This window comes from Streptomyces sp. NPDC030820 (assembly GCF_055572075.1).
In genome coordinates this window covers 167,414-185,118 of record NZ_JBVIEB010000016.1, presented here as the reverse complement: position 1 = coordinate 185,118, position 17,705 = coordinate 167,414, and the positions used below count along the sequence as shown (strand labels likewise).

The following is a 17,705-nucleotide window of genomic DNA, read 5'->3' as shown; positions in this document are numbered from 1 at the left end:
ACGTGCTCTACGCCATCCTGCGCGACCGCCGGCCCTACCAGGACCGACCACAACTCAGCCTCGTGGCTTGACTTCAGCATTAGGCAGCGGCCTCCCGGCGGATGCGGGCCCGCAGGTCCGAAAGACCGGTGCGGAGCTTCTGCAGTGGCGTCGGCGGCAGGCTGCGGGTGGCTCCGCGGGCGTAGTGCCGCTCGACGTAGAACTGGACGACGGACACGATGCTGGTCAGGATCAGGTACCAGACGGTGACGACCAGCAGCAGCGGCACGATGTCGCCGGGGTAGGTGGCGCCCATGGTCTGCGCGGAGCCGAACAGGTCGAGCAGGGAGACGTAGAAGACCAGGGAGGTGCCCTTGATCAGGCCGATGAGCTGGTTGACGTAGTTCGGGATGATCGAGCGCAGTGCCTGCGGGAAGACGATCTTCCGGAACTGGTAGCTCTTGGGCAGGCCGAGCGCGGCGGCAGCCTCGTGCTGGCCCTGGTCGACGGAGAGGATGCCGCCGCGTACGACCTCGGCCGCGTAGGCGGCCTCGTTGAGGCTGAGGCCGACGACGGCGACGACCATGTCGGTGGCGAGTCTCGACTCGTCGAAGGAGAAGAAGGCCGGCCCGAAGGGGATGCCGACGCTCACCGTCTTGTACAGGGCACTGAAGTTGTAGAGGAAGATCAGCACCACGATGAGCGGGATGGAGCGCAGCGCCCAGACGTAGGTCCAGCTGACCGCGCGCAGCACCGGGCTCTTCGAGAGCCGGCCCAGTGCGAGCACGATGCCGCCGACAAGGCCCAGCACCGCACTGTAGGCGGTGACCTCGAGGGTGATCAGCAGGCCGTCGAGGATGGTGGGGCGCAGGAACCAGTAGCTCCAGCGGTCCCACTGGTAGAAGGGGTTGGTCACCAGTCCGTGCACGAACTGGGCGACCAGGACGAGTACGACCGCGGTGACGATCCAGCGGCCTGGTCGCCGCAGCGGAAGAACTTGCTGGGCAGTGAGGTCTTTTGACGGCCCGTCGGTGGTCGGCGCCTCGGCGAGGGTGACGGTGGCACCAGGGGGTTCACTCATGGTGGGCTCCGGCTGGGTGGGAACACCCCGGAAGCACGGCGGCATGCGGCGGCGCACACGACGGCGAGGTACCGGGGGCGGGAAGGGCAACGGCACACCGCGGGCGCGGTGTTCGTCAGGACGTACGGGGGCTGCGGGGAGGTGTCAGCCCCGACAGCGGGCGCGGCCCGGTGCGGTACACAGTGCGCTGTTCACGCGGAGCAGATCGACGGCACGATCGGCGACGAGCAGGTTCGCGTACGACGGTACGCAGCCCCGGGAGCGGCGTGCGGCCGTCCTGGGAGCTGCGTACATGGCGTCACCGTCACTCTTCCGGCCCTGTGGGCCTCGCGCTTACCGAAACTTCATCGGCCGGGTCGTCACCTGGGGCACCCCACCGCGGTGGGAGGGTTGCCGGTCAGCAAGCCAGGGCTTGTCGCTGACGCTCATGACCGTTCTGGGCAGTAGTTAAGGCAACAGCCCGAACATTTGTCAACGCCGGTCCAGCAGGTGAACGGCCGGCGGTAAGGAGTCTGGGTATTGAACCTGTGCTGTGTCACATCACGGAAGCGCGAGCCCGGAGCGACCGCGGTCACCGGCGGGGCGACGAACAGCGCGTCGGTCGGGCAGTACGCCTCGCGCTGGAACCAGGTCTGGCAGCAGTCCTGTCGCGCGATCAACGGAACCGTCGGCACCGCGATCGAAGACCCGCGTCGGGCAGACCTCGATGCACCGGTCGCAGGCGATGCAGCGGTCCGGCTCGACGATCTCGATCACGCGGCTCGGCCTCCGCTCGTGACCAGCGCCCGCGACGCCGGCTCCGGGCGGCTCCAGACCTCGTCGAACCCACCGGTGAGCAGCCGATAGTGCTGGGCCGGATCCTGCGTCGGCCGGTCGGCCCGCTTGTGCATGCCGCGCGATTCGGTGCGCTGCAGTGCCGCGTGGTACATCCAGCGGCCGTGGGCCACCATCGCGACCGCTCAGCCCGGAACGGTTCGTCGAACGCCGGGAGGGCCGGGGTTTCGGTGCCGCTCACGAGGCGGCCTCCTCCGCCGTGATCACCCGGTCGTAGACCTCCAAGAGATCCCGGGCCGCATACCGCTCCCGCAGCGAGGCGGCGAAGCGGCGGTCGACGATCCGGCCCGCGCGCAGCAGCGCGATCTCGTCGCACAAGGTCTCCGCCTCCTCCAGGTAGTGAGTTGCCAACACTCCAGTGTTGACTGCCGGGTTGAGGCACCTGACGGCCCGCCAGACTGCACACCGAGCCGATCAGCGTGGTCTTCCCGGCGCCGTTCGGGCCCAGCAGGCCGAAGAAGGCGCCGTCCGGTATCTCCAGGTCGAGCCCGGCCACCGCGGTGAAGCCGTCTTCGTAGGTCTTGCGAAGGCCCTCGACCCGCAGCGCGGGCGGACTCCCGCCGCTCCGGGAAGCGGCGGGAGTCGCGAGCGGGTCAGCCATGGAACTGGTTCGCCGGGACCGGCAGCCCGTAGTGCTCACGCAGGGTCGTACCCTCGTACTCCTCGCGGAACAGCCCCTTGCCGCGCAGGATCGGCAACACATGCTCGACGAAGGCCGCCAGACCCGACGGCAGGGCGGGCGCCATGATGTTGAACCCATCCGCGGCACCGCCCTCGAACCAGGCGATGATCGTGTCCGCGACCTGCTCGGGCGTCCCGATGAACTCGAAGTGACCGCGCCCGCCGCCCAGCCGGGAGATGATCTGCCGGACCGTCAGCTGCTCGCGCACCGCAAGATCGATGATCAGGTCGGAGCGGCTCTGCGAGCCTTCCAGCTTCCGCCTGGCGAGGATGAAGTCCGGCAGCGGCTCGTCGAGTTCGAAGACCGACGGCTCGGTCTCGAACACGGCGGCCAGCTGACGCAGCCCGTACTCCGGAACGCGCAGCTCGTCGAACTGCCGCGCAAGCGCCCGGGCCTCCTCCTCGGTCGACCCGATGTACGGGACGATGCCCGGCAGAACGATCACACCGTCCGGGTCGCGGCCCGCGGCCCTGGTCCGCGCCTTGATGTCGGCGTAGAAGGCGGCCGCGCGCTCGTACGTCGTGTGCGCGGTGAAGATCGCCTCTGCGTGGCGGGCCGCGAAGTCCTTGCCGTCCTCCGAGGAGCCGGCCTGGACGAGCAGCGGGTAGCCCTGCGGGGGACGCTCGACATTGAGGGGGCCGGCCACCTTGAAGTACCGGCCCCGGTGGTCGAGGCGGTGCAGACGCGCGGGGTCGGCGTAGCGTCCGGTGGTCCTGTCCGCCAGGACGGCCTCGGACTCCCAGCTGTCCCACAGGGCCTTGGCGACCTTCAGGAACTCCTCGGCGCGGGCGTAGCGTTCGGCGTGGCCGGGGCGGTCGTCGAGGCCGAAGTTGGCGGCCTCGTCGGCTCCGGCGGAGGTGACGATGTTCCAGCCGGCGCGGCCGCCGCTTACGTGATCGACCGAGGCGAGCCGACGGGCGAGGTTGTACGGCTCGTTGTAGGTCGACGACACGGTCGCGATGAGGCCGATCCTGCTGGTCGCCTGGGACAGCGCGGTCAGCAGGGTCAGCGGTTCGAGCTGGCCCGGCGGCCGGAACTCGCCGGTGCCGATGAGCGCCGGGCCGTCCGCCAGGAACAGGGAGTCGAACTTGGCGCTCTCGGCCAGCTGCGCCAGCTCGATCCAGTGCCGCAGGTCGAAGTCCGCCCGGGGATTGCTGTGCGGGAGGCGCCACGCCGCCTCGTGGTGACCCGCCTCCATGAGGAAGGCGTTGAGATGGAGCCGACGCCGTCTCGCGCTCATGAGGTGACCTTCAGCTTGGAGCTGTCGTAACCGGCCGGCAGGAGGTTGTCGGTGACCGACTTGACGTCGACCTTCTTGGTGATCTGCCCCGCCTCCAGGAAGGCGTCGGCGAGCTTCTGCTCCAGCTCGATGTCCGACTGCTCCACCGGGGTCACCCGGTTCGAGTAGGCGGCCAGGGACGCCTTGGCGTCGGCCAGTGGGATGCCCTGCTCCTTCGAGAGCGCCTGCGCGTACTGGTCGGGGTTCTTGACGGCCCAGGCGAACTCTCGCGAGAGCCTCTTCAGGACGTCCGTGAGAGCAGCACGCTTGGTCTTGTCGTTCAGCGACGTCTCACTGGCGACGTAGTAGCTGCTCGTCTGGTCGATCGGCGGGAGCCCCTTCACCAGGATCCGCGCGCCGTTCTTGACCGCGATCGCGGACTGGGGGTTCCAGATCGACCAGGCGTCCACCTTGCCGGTGTTGAACGCCGTAGCGCCGGCCGCCGGGTCGAGGAAGGTCAGCTTCACGTCCTTGGGGGTGAGGCCGACGCTCTTCAGCGCGTTCAGGGCCAGGCCGTGGGCCGAACTGCCCTGCGGAACGGCGATCTTCTTGCCCTTGAGGTCGGCGGCCGTCTTCAGCTTCGAGCCCTTCGGCACGATGATGTTCTCCCCCGCCTGGTCGGGCGTGAGGGAGCGGTTGACGGCGACGACCTTGAAGCCGTACTCCTTCGCGGCCCCGGTGATCGGTGGTACGTCGCCGACGCTGCCGAGGTCGATGTCGCCCGAGGCCGCGGCCTGCACGAGCGGGGGGCCGTAGGTGAAGCGGGCGAACTTCACCTTGTAGGGCGCGTTGTCGAATACGCCGGTGATCTTCGCCAGCTCCTGGCTGCCGTCACCGCCGTTGTCGCCGATGGTGAAGGTGTACTTGCTCCACTCGGGGTGCTTGGCGTCGCTCGCTGCGCCGGCGTTGCTCAGCGGCGCGGCGGTGTCCGAAGACGACGATCCGCAGGCGACGAGGGTGCTCGCCAGAGCGAGCGAGCCGACGGCGCCGATGATTCTGATGGTTCTCTTACGCATGGGATGTTTGTGCTTTCTGTGCTGGGTGAGGGTGTTTCGGGGAGGTCAGTGCTGGCCGAGGCCGAGGTCTTCCAGGAGCCGGGCGCGGAGTTCCTCGCGTGCGACGCTCGCTTCGCGGTCCGCGGCGGAGAGGTGCACCTCGTGCGAAGTGCCGATGCGGCCGTTGCTCATGACGACGATGCGGTCCGCCAGGGCGATCGCCTCGTCGACGTCGTGGGTGACAAGCAGCATCGCGGCGTGGTGCTTGGTACGCAGCGCCCGTACGAGGTCGTGCATGCGCAACCGGGTGATGGCGTCGAGGGCCGCGAACGGCTCGTCGAGCAGCACGAGTTCGGGCTCCGAGACCAGGGCCCGCGCGAGCGAGACCCGCTGGGCCTCGCCACCGGAGAGCTCCTTGGGCCATGCCTTCTCACGGCCCGAGAGCCCGACCTCGGCGAGCACGTCGCGGGCCCGCTGTTCGGCGTCGGGTCCGTGCAGGCCGAGGGTGACGTTGCGGAGAACCCGCTGCCATGGCAGCAGCCGGTCGGCCTGGAAGACGATCGCTCGCTTCGCCGGGACCTCCACGCGTCCTCCGTCGGGCCGGTCGAGTCCGGCGAGCAGCCGCAGCAGGGTGCTCTTGCCGCAGCCCGAGGGGCCGAGCAGGATCACCAACTCCTCGTCGGCGATGGTGAGGTCGAGGTGGTCGAGCACCACCCGGTCACCGAACTGACGGACCACCTGCTCGACGACGACGCCGGTCTGCCGCCGGGGCTCCGTCGCGATCGTGCTGCTCATGACGCCTCATAACTGGGTCGCCACCGCAGCAGCACCCGCTCGAGAACCCGGACGAACTGGTCGGCGAGCAGACCGAGGAGCGAGTAGATCACCAGCCCCACGAAGACCTGGTTGGTCTGCAGATAGGTCTGCCCCTGAGTGATGAGGAAGCCGAGTCCCTTGTCGGCGTTGACGGTTTCGGCTGCGACCAGGCCCAGGACGCTGTACGCGAGGGAGAACCGCAGACCGACCAGGAACCCCGGCAGGGCTCCGGGCACAAGCACCCGCGTCACCAGGCGCCAGGTGCCCGCACCCGTCGTGCGCGCCATCTCGATCAGCCGCTGGTCGACGCCCCGGATCGCGGCGAACAGGTTGAGATACATCGGGACGCCGGCGCCGAAGGAGATCAACAGCACCTTCGTGAGTTCGTCGATGCCGAACCACACGATCATCAGCGGCAGTACGGCGAGGAGGGGGATCGTGTTGAGCACCTGCACGAGGCCGTTGAACAGGTACTCGCCGCTGCGCAGCACTCCGCCGAGCACGCCGGTGACGATCCCCACCGTCAGACCGATCGCCAGACCGATGCCGGCCCGCTGCAGCGAAATGGCCAAGTCGGGCCCGAGGACGCCCTGTTGCCACAGATCGGCGGCTGACTTCACGATCGAGGTCGGCGCCGGGGCGTAGGTCTTCGACACCACTCCTGCCCGGGCGAGCGCCTCCCAGGCGATGAGGATCGCGAACGGAGTCGTGTAGATGCCCAGCGGCCAGCGCAGGCGCTCGCGGAGTCTGCTGAGTGATGTGCTTCGGCGGGCGTCGCGCGGCAGGAACACCTCGCGTTCCCGCGCGCTCGCCGTCTCGGCGTCCGGGCGCTCGGTGACGGCCGCCGCCTTGAGGCTGAGCTCGGTCATGCCGCCACCGCCAACACACTGCTGTAGTGCGACGAGTCGCCGACGAGCTGCTCGCTGCGGCGGCCGTCGACACCGGTCGGCACCTCACCCGCGACCGTCACCCGGTTGAGGCGGCGCGGGTGGTCGTCGTAGTTGTCCACCCCGTAGTGCTGGGTGATCCGGTTGTCGAAGATCAGCAGCTGGTTCGGGGACCAGGTCCAGCGCAGGATGTTCTCCGGGCGGGTCACGTACGACTGCAGGATGCGCAGCAGATCCGCCGAGTCGCTGCCCGACAGGCCGACGATCCGCTTGGCGAACCCGCCGATGAACAAACCGCGTTCGCCCGTCAGCGGATGTACCCGCACGACCGGGTGCTCGGCCTCGTAGGGCGTCGAGACGAAGACGCGGTCGTACTCCTGCCCTTCGGCGGTCGCGGCCGCGGGGCGCGCGTAGTCGTACTGGTTCGTGTGCACGACGCGCAGCGTGTCGGCAAGGGAGCGCAGCGGTTCGGGCAGGTCGCGATAGGCCGCGGCGGCGTTGGCGATGAGCGTCTCGCCTCCGTACGGCGTGGTCACGATCGACCGGAGCGTGGTGAGCTGCGGCGGGTTGACAACGAAGGTGACGTCCGTGTGCCATTCGTTGGCCTTGGACGTCTCACTGTCGACGGCGAGCACGTTCGTCGCGCCGTCTGCCGCCGGCACGTTCGGATGAGCGGTCGTCAGCTCGCCGAACCACCCGGCCACACGCTCCTGGTCGGCGTTGTCGAGCCGCACGTCGTCGAACACGATCGCCTTGTGCTCGTTGAGGGCGTCCCGGAGCGTGGTGATCGTCGAGAAGTCCGGCGGCGCCGCGAGGTCGACGCCCTCGACGACTGCGCCGATACGGCCGGTGAGCTTACGGATGGACGGAGGCATGAGGGGGTCCCTCCCGGACGGATGGGCACACCAAGGCGTGCCGGGCAGTTGGATGAAGGCGCTGGTAGCGCGCAGGGCTGATCGACCCGGCACGCGGAACGCCGAATCGGCCGGGCCGGAGAGAAAAAGCGTGGTCGCAGGACTGCTACAGCCGCGTTCTCAGCGACCCGGTCGGCGTGCGCGAACAGGCTTCCGGCTGATACGAGGCGGAGAGCTCACAGGAGGCCGCTACGACGATCCGGTGGGGAAGCATCGCAGTGCGGGCGGTTTCACACCGCCCCGGCCCGACGCGCGCCGGCTACGCACACCGGCCGATGCCGACGACCACTTGCCGGGTCAGTGACAACAAAACGCGCTGGAGACGTGCGCCAGATCGATGTGGCGCCGCCGGGTCAGGTCCACGCGCGGGTTCATGGGACGGGAGTCCAGCAGACGGCCACCACGTTGGTCAATGCTTTTCCGGACAGGTCTTGCATTGCGGACACGCAGCACCTCCGCGCCGGTCGACGGCCGCCGCTCGGTACGGCTTGCCCACCGTCGCCGTCGACGGCGACGGTGGGCAAGATCCGCGCAGTCGAGGCGCAAGAAGACACGCAGGTGTCCCATCCTTCTACGGCAACCAGTTCACGACCATGGCTCCGCTCTTCGAGCACTATGGCGTCGAGGTGTGGGTGCCGGAGCTGGGCGGCGCCGTGGATCCGCAGGTCGGCGGGCAAGTGGCCCTCCTCGGCCTCGCCGCCGCCCTCTGCTGCTACAAACGCCTCCTCAAACTGACCATGTAGGACACGGTGTTAGCCAGTCGTCATCCCCGCTGCCTGCAGGTCGCATAGCCCACGGCCATCAGGCCTCAACAGCCGTGTATCTCAGGGATGTTCGGTAAAGTGAAGCGCGCTCTTGCACATAGAGTCAGCTCTTGGGGAGGAATGTGTGGACCCGTCGCTCGTCGATACGGTGATGCCGAGCTTGACGGCTGCCGTAGCCGCCTTCGGAGCAAACGTCTTGGTGCGGGCCGAAGACGCGGCAGCTGTGGAGACCGTGCGCCTTGGACAACGGTTGCTGGCCCGGTTGCGACGGAACGAGGACGTGCAGCCCCGCATCGATGTCGCCATTCAGGACCTGGCAAGCGCCTTTGACGACGAGGACTTCGTCGGTGCATTGCGCGCCCAGATAAAGAAGGCCCTCACGGAAGACGCCGACTTGGCATCCGACCTCGAGAAGCTCCTGACTGGATCGCCTGCGACGGCTCAGGCGACGGGAGCACGCTCCGTCGTCGTGACGCACAACGACGGAGTCATCTCTACGGGCGACAACGCGACCATCCAGAGGTAGGTGTGGATCAGAGCGACGAACGATCCGTCTTCATCGAGAACAACACCGGGGTCGTGTCCACAGGCGACAATGCCTCGATCACTCAGATCACCCTCGCGCCGGGCTCACCGAAGCCGGCAGAGGCAGTACCGGCTCCACCCAATGTGTTCGGGGTGCACAGTGGTGGAAGTCCGGTGTTCAGGGGGCGGATCGCCGAACAGCAGCGTTTGAAGGGGACCCTCGATGGGCCACCTGGTTCTGTCGCTGTGATCACTGGATGCGGCGGCGTCGGGAAGACGGCTTTGGCCGCTCAAGCCGCGTCCGAGTACCGGGATCGGTACAACCCCGTATGGGAAATCCCCTTCGGAGACGCGAACCAGATCGAGTTCGGCCTGTCCCAGCTGGCCTGTCGTATCGACCCTGGGCTGGTCGACCAACCAAGCAGAATGACCGCAGAGTGGGCGCGTAGCTGGCTTCAGACTCACGACGACTGGTTGCTCATTCTGGACAACGCGTCATCGCCCGGGGACGTGCGTGCTCTGCTCAGCCAGCTACCCCGGGGGCGGTTCATCGTCACCAGTCAACAGGCCACAGGCTGGCACCACATCGCCTCGCCGGTGCCACTCGATGGTCTGGACCCGGATGCCGCGCTGGACCTGCTCGTCACTGTCTCCGGAGAGTCGGGCCTGGACAGCAAGGATCTGAGCAGCGCTGCACTGGTGTGTGAGGAGCTGGGACATCTGCCGCTGGCGATAGAGCTTGCGGCCGCCAACATGACGCAGACCCGGACCAAACCACGCCAGTATCTTGAGAACCTGAGAACCACTCCGCTCGATGTACTTTTCGACGGTTCGGCTTCCGAGAATTCTGCGCATACCGTGGCCAGGGTCCTTCAAGCCAACCTGGAGAAAATCGGCGGCCATCCGCTGGCGCTGGAGCTGCTCCGAGTAATGGCGTGGTTTGCTCCTGAGGGAATCCCCAGTTCGCTGTTGCTTCGCAGGGGATCTGCGCAGGCTGCGAGCGCAGCGGTCGGGCTGCTAGCCAGGTACAGCGTGATCCGTTGGACCGACGACGCCGACGATCCTAGGCTTCATATACCCCGCCTCGTGCAGACCATTGTCATGGCTTGGAATCGAATGTCCCCAGACGCAGCTTTCGACTCGTCATGTACCGCTACGAGCCTTCTGTGCGAGTCGCTGCGTGACAAGAATCCCGGCGGGAGGCACGAGGCACGGTGGCGTCGCACCCTGATGCCGCATATCGACTCACTGGCCTCAAAGATCCAACCGGACAACGAAACGTTTGGAGCGGCCTTACTCTACCAAAACTCCGCTGACTTTCTGTTGCGCCAGGGCCAGTTGGACCGGGCAAGCCATTATGCCGAGAGGGCTCATCAGGTAATGGCACGCATCGGAGGGGGACCTGCGGGATCGCCGGACATCCAGAACCTGCTTGGCATGATAAAAGTCGCCGCAGGAGACGCCGCAGGAGCTACCGAGCACATCAAGCAAGCCATGAGTGCAGTGACTCCACGATCGCGCGAAGACCGCCGCCAAGTTTTGGCCTATCGAGTGAACCATGCGCAAGCCATTCTCGCACAAGGCGACCGCTCGACGGCGATCTCCATGCTCGACGACATCGTGTCCGAGTGCGTGAACATCCTCGGCGAAGACGACCCTATGACCCTCTCCGCACGAGCCAATCTTGGCCATGCGCATGAGGTCAGCGGGGACATAGCCACAGCGATATCACTGTACAGCCAGGTCCTGTTCGATCGGTTGCGCACGCTCGGCTTGGACCATGAAGCAACCGCGGCCTCATTGGCCTTGCTCGGCGGTATCCATCTCGCCAACGGGGACCCGGCTGGCGCCGTTCCCTATCTGGAGCAGGCTCTAGGCGTGCGAGCTCGGATCCTGGGTGACGAACATCTGGACACAGTTACATCGAGGAACAACCTGGCGGTCGCTCTCTGCGAGATCAATGAACCGCACCGCGCCATTTCACTCTTGGAGCAAGTGATCGACAAAGCGCCTGGAATCTTTGTTCCCGACGGCGCCGAGTTGACGAGCGCACAGGAAAGGCTGGCCAGTCTGTACATTTCAACAGAGCAGCCCGACCGCGCCATCTCGATGTATAGCCAACTGCTGGACACCCGAGTCCGAACCATTGGAGTCGACCACCCGACGACCCTCGCCACAGCGAACATGTTGGGATTCGCGTATAGGGCAGTGGGCGATCTCTCCCGTGCGATCACCTTCTATGAGCAGGCGCTAGACGGTCGGACCCGAGTCCTTGGGCGGGAGCATCAAGATACGTTCAACTCGCGGAACAATCTCGCCTACGCATACAAGCTTGCCGGCGACCTCACCCGCGCAATCCCACTCTATGAGGAGACTCTTAAATTTGCCGTCAGGAAACTAGGTCACAGCCATCCAGCGGTAATCAACATGCGTGACAATATTCGCTCTCTACGAGATGAGGCGAAGTAGCCTCAAAGACCCCCAGTCTCTCCGACGGCCGTTCCGGTCCCACCGACTCTATCGCTGCATCCCTTCTCCTGAACTGCTTGGGGTTCAGGAGAAGATCGAGAGCCAGGTCATCCGCTTCCCTGGCTCAGGTCCCGCTCGTGTTCATGACCTTGCGCATCTGCTAGAGATCTTTAGTGGCTGGGGTTACGGAGGTTGGAGGTCAAGTCCGGTCTTGGCCATGAGGCCCTCGATGAGACCCGGTCGGTACTGCAAGCACCAGCTCTGGAAGCCAGCTCGCCGCAGGGCGAATGGTCCTGCGGCGATCCTCGCCCGAGCACGGTTCGGCCGGTCGGCGGCATGGGCCCGGGGCTGCTCAAAGGGTCACCCGGGAACGGGGCTTGCGGACGCTACCGTCCGGTGTAGGTGAACTCGTCGTCCGGGCTGGTGGGAGAGGTGGCCTTGCCGACCGTCACGGTGATGTTCACCGTCTGGTGGACGTCGAACATATCGGGCGCGGTTGCGGTGATCTGGCCGGTGGAGACGAACTTGACCGAGCCGGACGCCTTGTCCTTGAAGTGCACGGTGGCTCCCTCGGCGAAGCCCGAGCCTTTGATGGTGACCGGGGTGCCAACCTTACCGCTGGTCGGGTTGACCGAACTGACCACCACAGGTGCGGGTCCGCCATAGGCGAACTGCCCCATGGCGACGGCCGGGGAGGTGCCGAGGGTGTTGGTGACGCGGATGTGGACGACGCCCGTTCCGTTGGGGACCTTAGCGGTGATCTTGAGGCCGGAGGGGTCGATGGTGGGCGGCTCGGTGCAGGCGAAGTGGCCGAAGTCGACCATGCTGTCCTGACTGAAATACTTGCCGTTGATCGTCACCGTGTCGCCTGCGGCGCCGAAGGTGGGGCTCACGTCGGTCACCACCGGCGGGGAAGGCACCTCAGGCGCCCCCACCAGCTCCAGGTAGGTGGAGTTGGCATGCTGGTAGGCGATCTGGCCGAGGAAGTCCTGGGTGGTCTTGTTGACCAGCTTCTCGGCAAGGCTCGTGTATCCGGTGTTCATCAGGCAGAGAGTGCCGGGCTGGACGTAGACGTTGCCGTTGGTGCGCTTGGAGATCGCCGCGATGAGCAGCTTCACTTCTTCGGTCGCCTGCGGTCCCGGGCTCGGGTACCAGCCGGTGGTGATGTCGAGATCGGCCCACGCGTGCGGCACCAGGTCGTAGGCGTTGTTCTGGCGCTCGTCGATGACCCACGGCACGGAGTCGAAGTAGTCGACGAAGCTCTGCAGGCCGGCGGTGGGAGCGGCATAGGTCATCACCGCGAACCTCGGCTGTTTCGGCCAGGTCTGTGCCTGAAGGTACGGCGCGAGCATGCTGGCGATGCAACCGCCCAGGCTGTGACCGGTCAGATAGACGGTCGGCTGCGGCGAGGAGGGCGCCGCCTTGAGCGCAACGGAGAGCGCCTGAGCGAGCGTGGCGTTCAGGGAGGGAGAGGCGATCGAGCGGGCGGTGACCACTCGTGTGAACGCGTCCTTTGCCCCCTTGGACACGAAGATGGGCGTCGGCGATCCGCTTTCGGGGAACGGCACGACCGTGCCGACATCGAGGTCCTCGAGGATGTCGGTCAGATCGGCGTCCGTTCCGCGAGCGACCACGGCGAACTCGTTCGAACCGTTGGTGCTCCGTACGAGGTAGGCCATATTGGCGTTGGCCTCGCTCAGGGCGAGCCACACCAGCTCCCACTCGCCCTGCGTCGCAAGGGCGGGATCGCGCAGTTGCGCGTCGATCCCGGTGATGATGCGTTTGGTCTGCTGCTCCAGGGTTTCCCCGGACGGACGCGGGGTGGCCCCGGTGGCTGCAAGGGCAGCCAGGGTCATGGTCACCTGGGAGATTGCCGGATCGGATGCCATTGTCGTTCCTGCTCCTCGGAGGTTTGCCGGTGCGGAGACGCAACGGCCTTTCGGCAGCATCAGGGCAGATCTGTGCCGAACCGACCGTCAGAGTGGATCGCACACCATCAGACCTCCCCTCTGCGTTGCCCGGTGCTTTTCCTGTCTTCAGGCTGGCCAGGTTCACCTTGTTGGCCGTTCGCCGTACGTGTCTGCGGTGCGCCGAACCAGGTGCACAGCGCGAGCGCCAGAGCTGCGGTGTCCGCGGGCAGGCCCGGGGCGGCGGCCCAGGCAACGATGCCGTCGCGGTGGATGAGCGCGGCCGACAGATCGCCGCGGTCGGCAGGGGCGGCCGCCACGCTCGACAGGCGGTCCGCATCCGACCGCATCCTCGAAGCGCGGGCACAGGTCTCCCCAGTGATCACGGAGCGTCGCAACTTCATGATCACCGGGACCTGTGCCCGTACTGCTGCCGACGTTGCCCTTGCCGAAAAATCATCCGCCGTGGTGGAAGCCGGTATGCGGGGTGTCGACCGTGGTCGCTTGCGCCGGAGCTCTCGCGCGGCTGGCGATTGCCGCGACAAGACGACCAGCCGTGCTGCTGCGACTGGCCTATCCGGGTGTGACAAACGCGTTCGCCATGCTGCGTCTGCTGCCAGTACGGCCACCCCCCAGAAGATCCACGTGACCCTCCCCGACAAGCCATCCAGCGTGACGGAGTCCGTCGCAGCCGCCCTCCTGGAGCTCCTTCGCGCCGTGATCGCCGATCCGGGGCGGCGGCGCCTCGATCCCGATGACACCTAAGCAGGCGGGGATGGGCACGGCTGGCTCTTCTTGCCCAATCGAGGTACGACAGACCGCCACATAACACCCGCACCGCGCTACACATACACCCCTGAGGGTCTGACCGCACGTGATCCGCTTCGCCTTCGCCGGCCGCTGTTCCACCGAGGACCTTCAAGATCCCGAAGCCTCCAGAACTGGCAGCTCACCCGCTCCCGCGCCCTGATCGAACCCGCCGGCGGCCAGATCGTCACCGAGTACTTCGACATCGGACAGAGCCGCTCCCTGCCCTGGCAGCGCCGCCCCCGCGCCAGCGAACTCCTCCAAGCACTCCGCGACCCGCACCGCGGATTCGACGCCGTCGTGATCGGAGAGCCGCAGCGCACCTTCTACGGCAACCAGTTCGGCAACACCTTCCCCGTCTTCGTGCACTTCCGTATCCCGCTGTGGGTGCCGGAGGTTGGGCCGTTCCTGCCGCTGGTAGACGCGGGCGCGTTGCCTGCGGCCCCGCTGGGCGGCCTCGAAGAGTTCCTTGGTGATGAGCGGCTCGTGTGCGGGTTCGTCGTGGGCGGAGGGGATGCCGTCGTGGCTGGACGGAAGATGCAGCCCTCTGCGATCCGCGACCGCGTCTACTGCCGATGCGAGTACAAGGAACAGGAAGCCGCCCTCTACCCCGGACTCGACCACCCTCGCACCATCAGCCTGCGCGAAGACATCATGTGCAGGGCACTGGACGCATGGATCACCCGGGCCTTCGACCCGAACCGGCTCACCGCCACCATCACCGCACTCAGCCGGGCCGGCATCGCGGCAAGCGCCGCACAGCCACAAACCCCCGAGCAGGCTCAAGCCCGCCAGGCGATCAAGGAGTGCGAGCGGCGTCTTGCCCGCTACCAGGCCGCTCTCGACTCCGGAGCCGACCCGGCCGTCGTCACCCAGTGGATCAACGACGCGCAATGTGACAGGGAAGCGGCACAGAAGAAGCTCGACGCACTGCCCACCGTCACCCGGAAGAAGGAACCGCCCATCACGGCAGACCAGATCCGGGAGATCACTGACAGACTCGGAGGCATCGCACAACGTATCCAGGCCGCCGACGCCGAGAAGAAAGAGCCCTCTACGAGGCCCTGGGCATCACGATCGCGTACGACAACGCAACGAGGACCGCGACCGTTAGGTCGAGGCCCTCGATTCCGTATCGCTATAAGGAGTGTCCGAGGGGGGACTTGAACCCCCACGCCCGATAAAGGGCACTAGCACCTCAAGCTAGCGCGTCTGCCATTCCGCCACCCGGACTAGGTGTCTGCCGCCTTGCCGGGGGTGTTCCCCGCGGCGACAGGGACAACAATACCAAGGTTTCGGAGTGCGTTTCACCTGCGTATCCGTCCCTGGGAAGCGGCCCGGGGCGTGCCGGGCCGCCTGGTCGGTGGTGGTTTACGGAATGCGTGATCCTGTGTACACACGGCGAGGATCACGGCATGAGCTGGTACTCCGGGAAGTTCCCGGGCAGCCGCTCCCCCGCCGGGCCGCGGGTCACGGCGCGCACCAGGAGATCGCCGCCGACGAACGCGCCCCGCCAGGAGGCACCGAAACCGCCGAACAGCTCGTCGCGGTCGCCCCGGGAGCGTGGGACGCCGTGGCCGGTCTTGAAGGCGCGGATCTGCGGGGCGAGCCGGTCGTAGGTGGCCCGGTCGTCCGTGGCGAGGGTGGCGACCAGCGCGCCGTTGGATGCGTTCATGGCGGCCAGCAGCTCGGCCTCGGTGTCGACCAGGACGATCGTGTCGACCGGTCCGAAGGGTTCCGCGTGGTGCAGCGGGGAGGACGGCGGCGGGTTGAGGAGGGTGACCGGGTGGACGTAGGCGGAGGTGTCCTGGCCCGGCAGGAACCGTGTGTCGTCGGGGCGGCCGCGGTGGAGCGGTACGGCACCCCGGTCGACGGCCTCGGCGACCTGGTCGGTGAGTTCCTTGGCCTTGGCCGCGTTGATCAGCGGGCCGAAGTCCAGCTCGGGCGGCGGGTCGGCCGGGGCCGCTACCGCGAGGGGATGGCCGACGCGGACGGAGCGGACCGCGGGGAGGTAGGCGGCCAGGAACGCGTCGAACAGGGAACGCTGCACGACGAAACGCGGGTAAGCGGTGCAGCGCTGTTTTCCGTAGTCGAAGAGCTTGGGGATCACGGTGGTGAGCCGCTCCCAGCCGGAGAAGTCCCAGATGCCCCAGGTGTTCAGGCCCTCCTGTTCCAGGATGTGCCATTTGCCGAGGCCGGCGACGGCGGTGGCGACGTCCGCTCCCGTGTCGCGGCCGCCGACGAAGGACACACAGCCGATCTCCGGCGCCCGCACCAGTGCCTGGTTCAGCTCGCGGCCGCTGCCGCCGACCAGGGTGACCGGCACCCCCTCGCGGGCGGCCAACGCCATGGCCAGGGTGAGGCATGCCACACCGCCGTCGGTCGGGGTCTTGGCGATCACGGCGTTTCCGGCCAGGGCCTGCACCAGGGCGGCGTGCACGAGCACGCTCATCGGATAGTTCCAGCTGGCGATGTTGGAGACCGGTCCCTCCAGCGCGCTCCGGCCGGCGAGCATGGCCTCGATGCCGTCGGCGTACCAGCGCACGCCGTCGATCGCCCGGTCGACGTCCGCGAGGGCGAGGCGCCAGGGCTTGCCGATCTCCCAGACGAGCAACAGGGCGAGCAGATCACGGTGGGCGGTGAGCGCGTCCAGGGTGGCGGCGATCCGCGCCCGCCGCTCGGGCAGCGGGATGTGCCGCCAGGCGCGGTGCTGGTCGAGGGCCGCTCGTACGGCCTGCTGGGCGGTGGCGCCGTCGAGCCGCGGGGCCCCCGCGATCGGGGTGCCGTCGACCGGGGTGGTCGCCGGGAGCGTACGTCCGTCGGGCCGCCAGGTCGCACCCCACAGATTGAGGACACGGTCGTCCCGGAAGGCCTCCGGTGCGGCGGCGAGGCAGCGCCGCCAGGCGTCGGCGTAGGCCGTGCCGGGTTTGAGGAGCGCGGGAGCCGGGGCGGCCGGGCGCTGGGCGGGGTTCGGGGGCGGAGGGTTCGGGGTGAGGGTGGGTGTCATACGTCGGCTCCGCTCTCGGTGCACGGTCGGGGCGGGGTGAGTGAGGTGGGGCGGGGCGGGGTGGGGTCAGGTGGGGAGAGGTGGGGGATGGCTCGAGGATGGGGTGGGGGGCTTGAGGTTGGTTGGGAAGGGAGTGGGGGCTCGGTGGGGCCCGGATCGGTTCGCCGCGGCTACGCGATCTCCAGCACACCCGCGCCCCCTCCGCCCGCCTCGGCCGGAGTCAGTCCGGCGGCGAAGGCCCGAAGGCCGCCCGGGTCAGGTCAGCCGGCCCGCAAGACGTCCTTGACCAGCCGGGCCGTCTCGGTCGGGGTGCGGCCTACGCGGACCCCGACCGCCTCCAGGGCCTCCCGCCTATGCGCTGGCCGGCGGGGTGTCGATGGTGGCGGCGGCGATCGCGCTGCTGCTGCGCCAGCCGGGTCGGGACAAGGCCGAGGCGGCCGGGGATGCCGTCACGGCCGCGAGGCCGCAGCCGTCGTCCTGAGCACGCGTTCCGGATGTTCCCCCGCCACGATGCTCACCGATCGCCGGAGGGGGAACTCCGCATGCGCAGCACGCTCGGCTTCGCCGTACGCCCGCAGTCCTGGCCACCGTGTCGGTGACGGCGCCAGGGTCGTCAACGGTCTTGCGGCGGACGGGCTTTGGCGAACGGCGGTCGCCCTGCGGGACGGGAAGGCCGCCGAGGCCGCGTTCCGTGCGACGCCTCCCCCGGCCCACCGGCGCCTGGCGATGAACGCCCACTTCCACGCCTGCGGCCGGGCC

General features: G+C 67.6%; 16 protein-coding genes, 1 tRNA gene, 2 pseudogenes and 1 riboswitch. Of the genes and pseudogenes, 4 read left to right on the top strand and 15 right to left on the bottom strand.

What is annotated here, in order from left to right; all coding sequences use genetic code 11:
* Positions 1 to 79: 79 nt before the first annotated feature.
* The 10 genes and pseudogenes from ACZ418_RS35570 to ACZ418_RS35525 form a co-directional block, all read right to left on the bottom strand.
* Positions 80 to 1,060, bottom strand: coding sequence for an amino acid ABC transporter permease (locus tag ACZ418_RS35570; protein WP_468371285.1), 981 nt, complete (start codon positions 1,058 to 1,060; stop codon positions 80 to 82).
* 324 nt (positions 1,061 to 1,384) lie between these two features.
* Positions 1,385 to 1,493, bottom strand: a riboswitch (SAM riboswitch).
* Between the two features lie 107 nt (positions 1,494 to 1,600).
* A complete protein-coding gene (locus ACZ418_RS35565) occupies positions 1,601 to 1,816 on the bottom strand; it encodes a 4Fe-4S dicluster domain-containing protein (protein WP_468371284.1) in 216 nt (71 codons plus the stop codon).
* The gene (locus ACZ418_RS35560; protein ID WP_468371283.1) at positions 1,813 to 2,010 is read right to left on the bottom strand and encodes a hypothetical protein; all 198 of its coding nucleotides are present in this window, start codon (positions 2,008 to 2,010) and stop codon (positions 1,813 to 1,815) included. Before ACZ418_RS35560 ends, ACZ418_RS35565 begins: the two co-directional genes overlap by 4 nt.
* A gap of 61 nt (positions 2,011 to 2,071) precedes the next feature.
* The gene (locus tag ACZ418_RS35555; RefSeq protein ID WP_468371282.1) at positions 2,072 to 2,245 is read right to left on the bottom strand and encodes a hypothetical protein; all 174 of its coding nucleotides are present in this window, start codon (positions 2,243 to 2,245) and stop codon (positions 2,072 to 2,074) included.
* Between the two features lie 55 nt (positions 2,246 to 2,300).
* A pseudogene (locus tag ACZ418_RS35550) lies at positions 2,301 to 2,495 on the bottom strand (ATP-binding cassette domain-containing protein); the annotation flags it as partial.
* Positions 2,488 to 3,816, bottom strand: a complete 1,329-nt coding sequence (locus ACZ418_RS35545; RefSeq protein ID WP_468371281.1) for an LLM class flavin-dependent oxidoreductase — start codon at positions 3,814 to 3,816, stop codon at positions 2,488 to 2,490. The gene ACZ418_RS35545 and the pseudogene ACZ418_RS35550, both read right to left, overlap by 8 nt.
* Entirely contained in the window at positions 3,813 to 4,871 is a 1,059-nt protein-coding gene (locus tag ACZ418_RS35540) for an aliphatic sulfonate ABC transporter substrate-binding protein (protein WP_468371280.1), read from the bottom strand. Before ACZ418_RS35540 ends, ACZ418_RS35545 begins: the two co-directional genes overlap by 4 nt.
* A 45-nt stretch (positions 4,872 to 4,916) precedes the next feature.
* Positions 4,917 to 5,645 (bottom strand): ABC transporter ATP-binding protein, encoded by a 729-nt coding sequence (locus tag ACZ418_RS35535; protein WP_468371279.1) that lies wholly within the window; start codon positions 5,643 to 5,645, stop codon positions 4,917 to 4,919.
* Positions 5,642 to 6,535, bottom strand: a complete 894-nt coding sequence (locus ACZ418_RS35530) for an ABC transporter permease (protein WP_468371278.1) — start codon at positions 6,533 to 6,535, stop codon at positions 5,642 to 5,644. The genes ACZ418_RS35535 and ACZ418_RS35530 overlap by 4 nt, the downstream gene beginning before the upstream one ends.
* Positions 6,532 to 7,428, bottom strand: coding sequence for a TauD/TfdA dioxygenase family protein (locus ACZ418_RS35525; RefSeq protein WP_468371276.1), 897 nt, complete (start codon positions 7,426 to 7,428; stop codon positions 6,532 to 6,534). The genes ACZ418_RS35530 and ACZ418_RS35525 overlap by 4 nt, the downstream gene beginning before the upstream one ends.
* A gap of 632 nt (positions 7,429 to 8,060) precedes the next feature.
* Between ACZ418_RS35525 and ACZ418_RS35520 the strand changes: the two genes are divergently transcribed.
* The 3 genes from ACZ418_RS35520 (at position 8,061) to fxsT (ending at position 11,225) form a co-directional block, all read left to right on the top strand.
* Positions 8,061 to 8,210, top strand: a complete 150-nt coding sequence (locus tag ACZ418_RS35520) for a hypothetical protein (protein ID WP_468371274.1) — start codon at positions 8,061 to 8,063, stop codon at positions 8,208 to 8,210.
* 145 nt (positions 8,211 to 8,355) lie between these two features.
* The gene (locus ACZ418_RS35515) at positions 8,356 to 8,757 is read left to right on the top strand and encodes a hypothetical protein (protein ID WP_468371273.1); all 402 of its coding nucleotides are present in this window, start codon (positions 8,356 to 8,358) and stop codon (positions 8,755 to 8,757) included.
* A gap of 2 nt (positions 8,758 to 8,759) precedes the next feature.
* The gene (gene fxsT, locus ACZ418_RS35510) at positions 8,760 to 11,225 is read left to right on the top strand and encodes an FxSxx-COOH system tetratricopeptide repeat protein (protein ID WP_468371271.1); all 2,466 of its coding nucleotides are present in this window, start codon (positions 8,760 to 8,762) and stop codon (positions 11,223 to 11,225) included.
* A 386-nt stretch (positions 11,226 to 11,611) separates the two neighbouring features.
* Here fxsT and ACZ418_RS35505 read toward each other — a convergent pair whose 3' ends face one another.
* The gene (locus ACZ418_RS35505; RefSeq protein WP_468371269.1) at positions 11,612 to 13,174 is read right to left on the bottom strand and encodes an IPT/TIG domain-containing protein; all 1,563 of its coding nucleotides are present in this window, start codon (positions 13,172 to 13,174) and stop codon (positions 11,612 to 11,614) included.
* 47 nt (positions 13,175 to 13,221) lie between these two features.
* Positions 13,222 to 13,761: an aromatic-ring hydroxylase C-terminal domain-containing protein gene (locus ACZ418_RS35500; protein WP_468371268.1), complete on the bottom strand. Its 540-nt coding sequence runs from the start codon at positions 13,759 to 13,761 to the stop codon at positions 13,222 to 13,224.
* Between the two features lie 478 nt (positions 13,762 to 14,239).
* Between ACZ418_RS35500 and ACZ418_RS35495 the strand changes: the two genes are divergently transcribed.
* Entirely contained in the window at positions 14,240 to 15,106 is an 867-nt protein-coding gene (locus ACZ418_RS35495; RefSeq protein ID WP_468371266.1) for a hypothetical protein, read from the top strand.
* Here the strand turns inward: ACZ418_RS35495 and ACZ418_RS35490 are convergent.
* The 3 genes and pseudogenes from ACZ418_RS35490 to ACZ418_RS35480 form a co-directional block, all read right to left on the bottom strand.
* Positions 15,088 to 15,172, bottom strand: a tRNA-Leu gene (locus ACZ418_RS35490). The genes ACZ418_RS35495 and ACZ418_RS35490 overlap by 19 nt on opposite strands.
* A gap of 175 nt (positions 15,173 to 15,347) precedes the next feature.
* The gene (locus ACZ418_RS35485; RefSeq protein WP_468371265.1) at positions 15,348 to 16,946 is read right to left on the bottom strand and encodes an aldehyde dehydrogenase family protein; all 1,599 of its coding nucleotides are present in this window, start codon (positions 16,944 to 16,946) and stop codon (positions 15,348 to 15,350) included.
* A 260-nt stretch (positions 16,947 to 17,206) separates the two neighbouring features.
* A pseudogene (locus ACZ418_RS35480) lies at positions 17,207 to 17,299 on the bottom strand (succinate--CoA ligase subunit alpha); the annotation flags it as partial.
* Between the last annotated feature and the right edge of the window lie 406 nt (positions 17,300 to 17,705).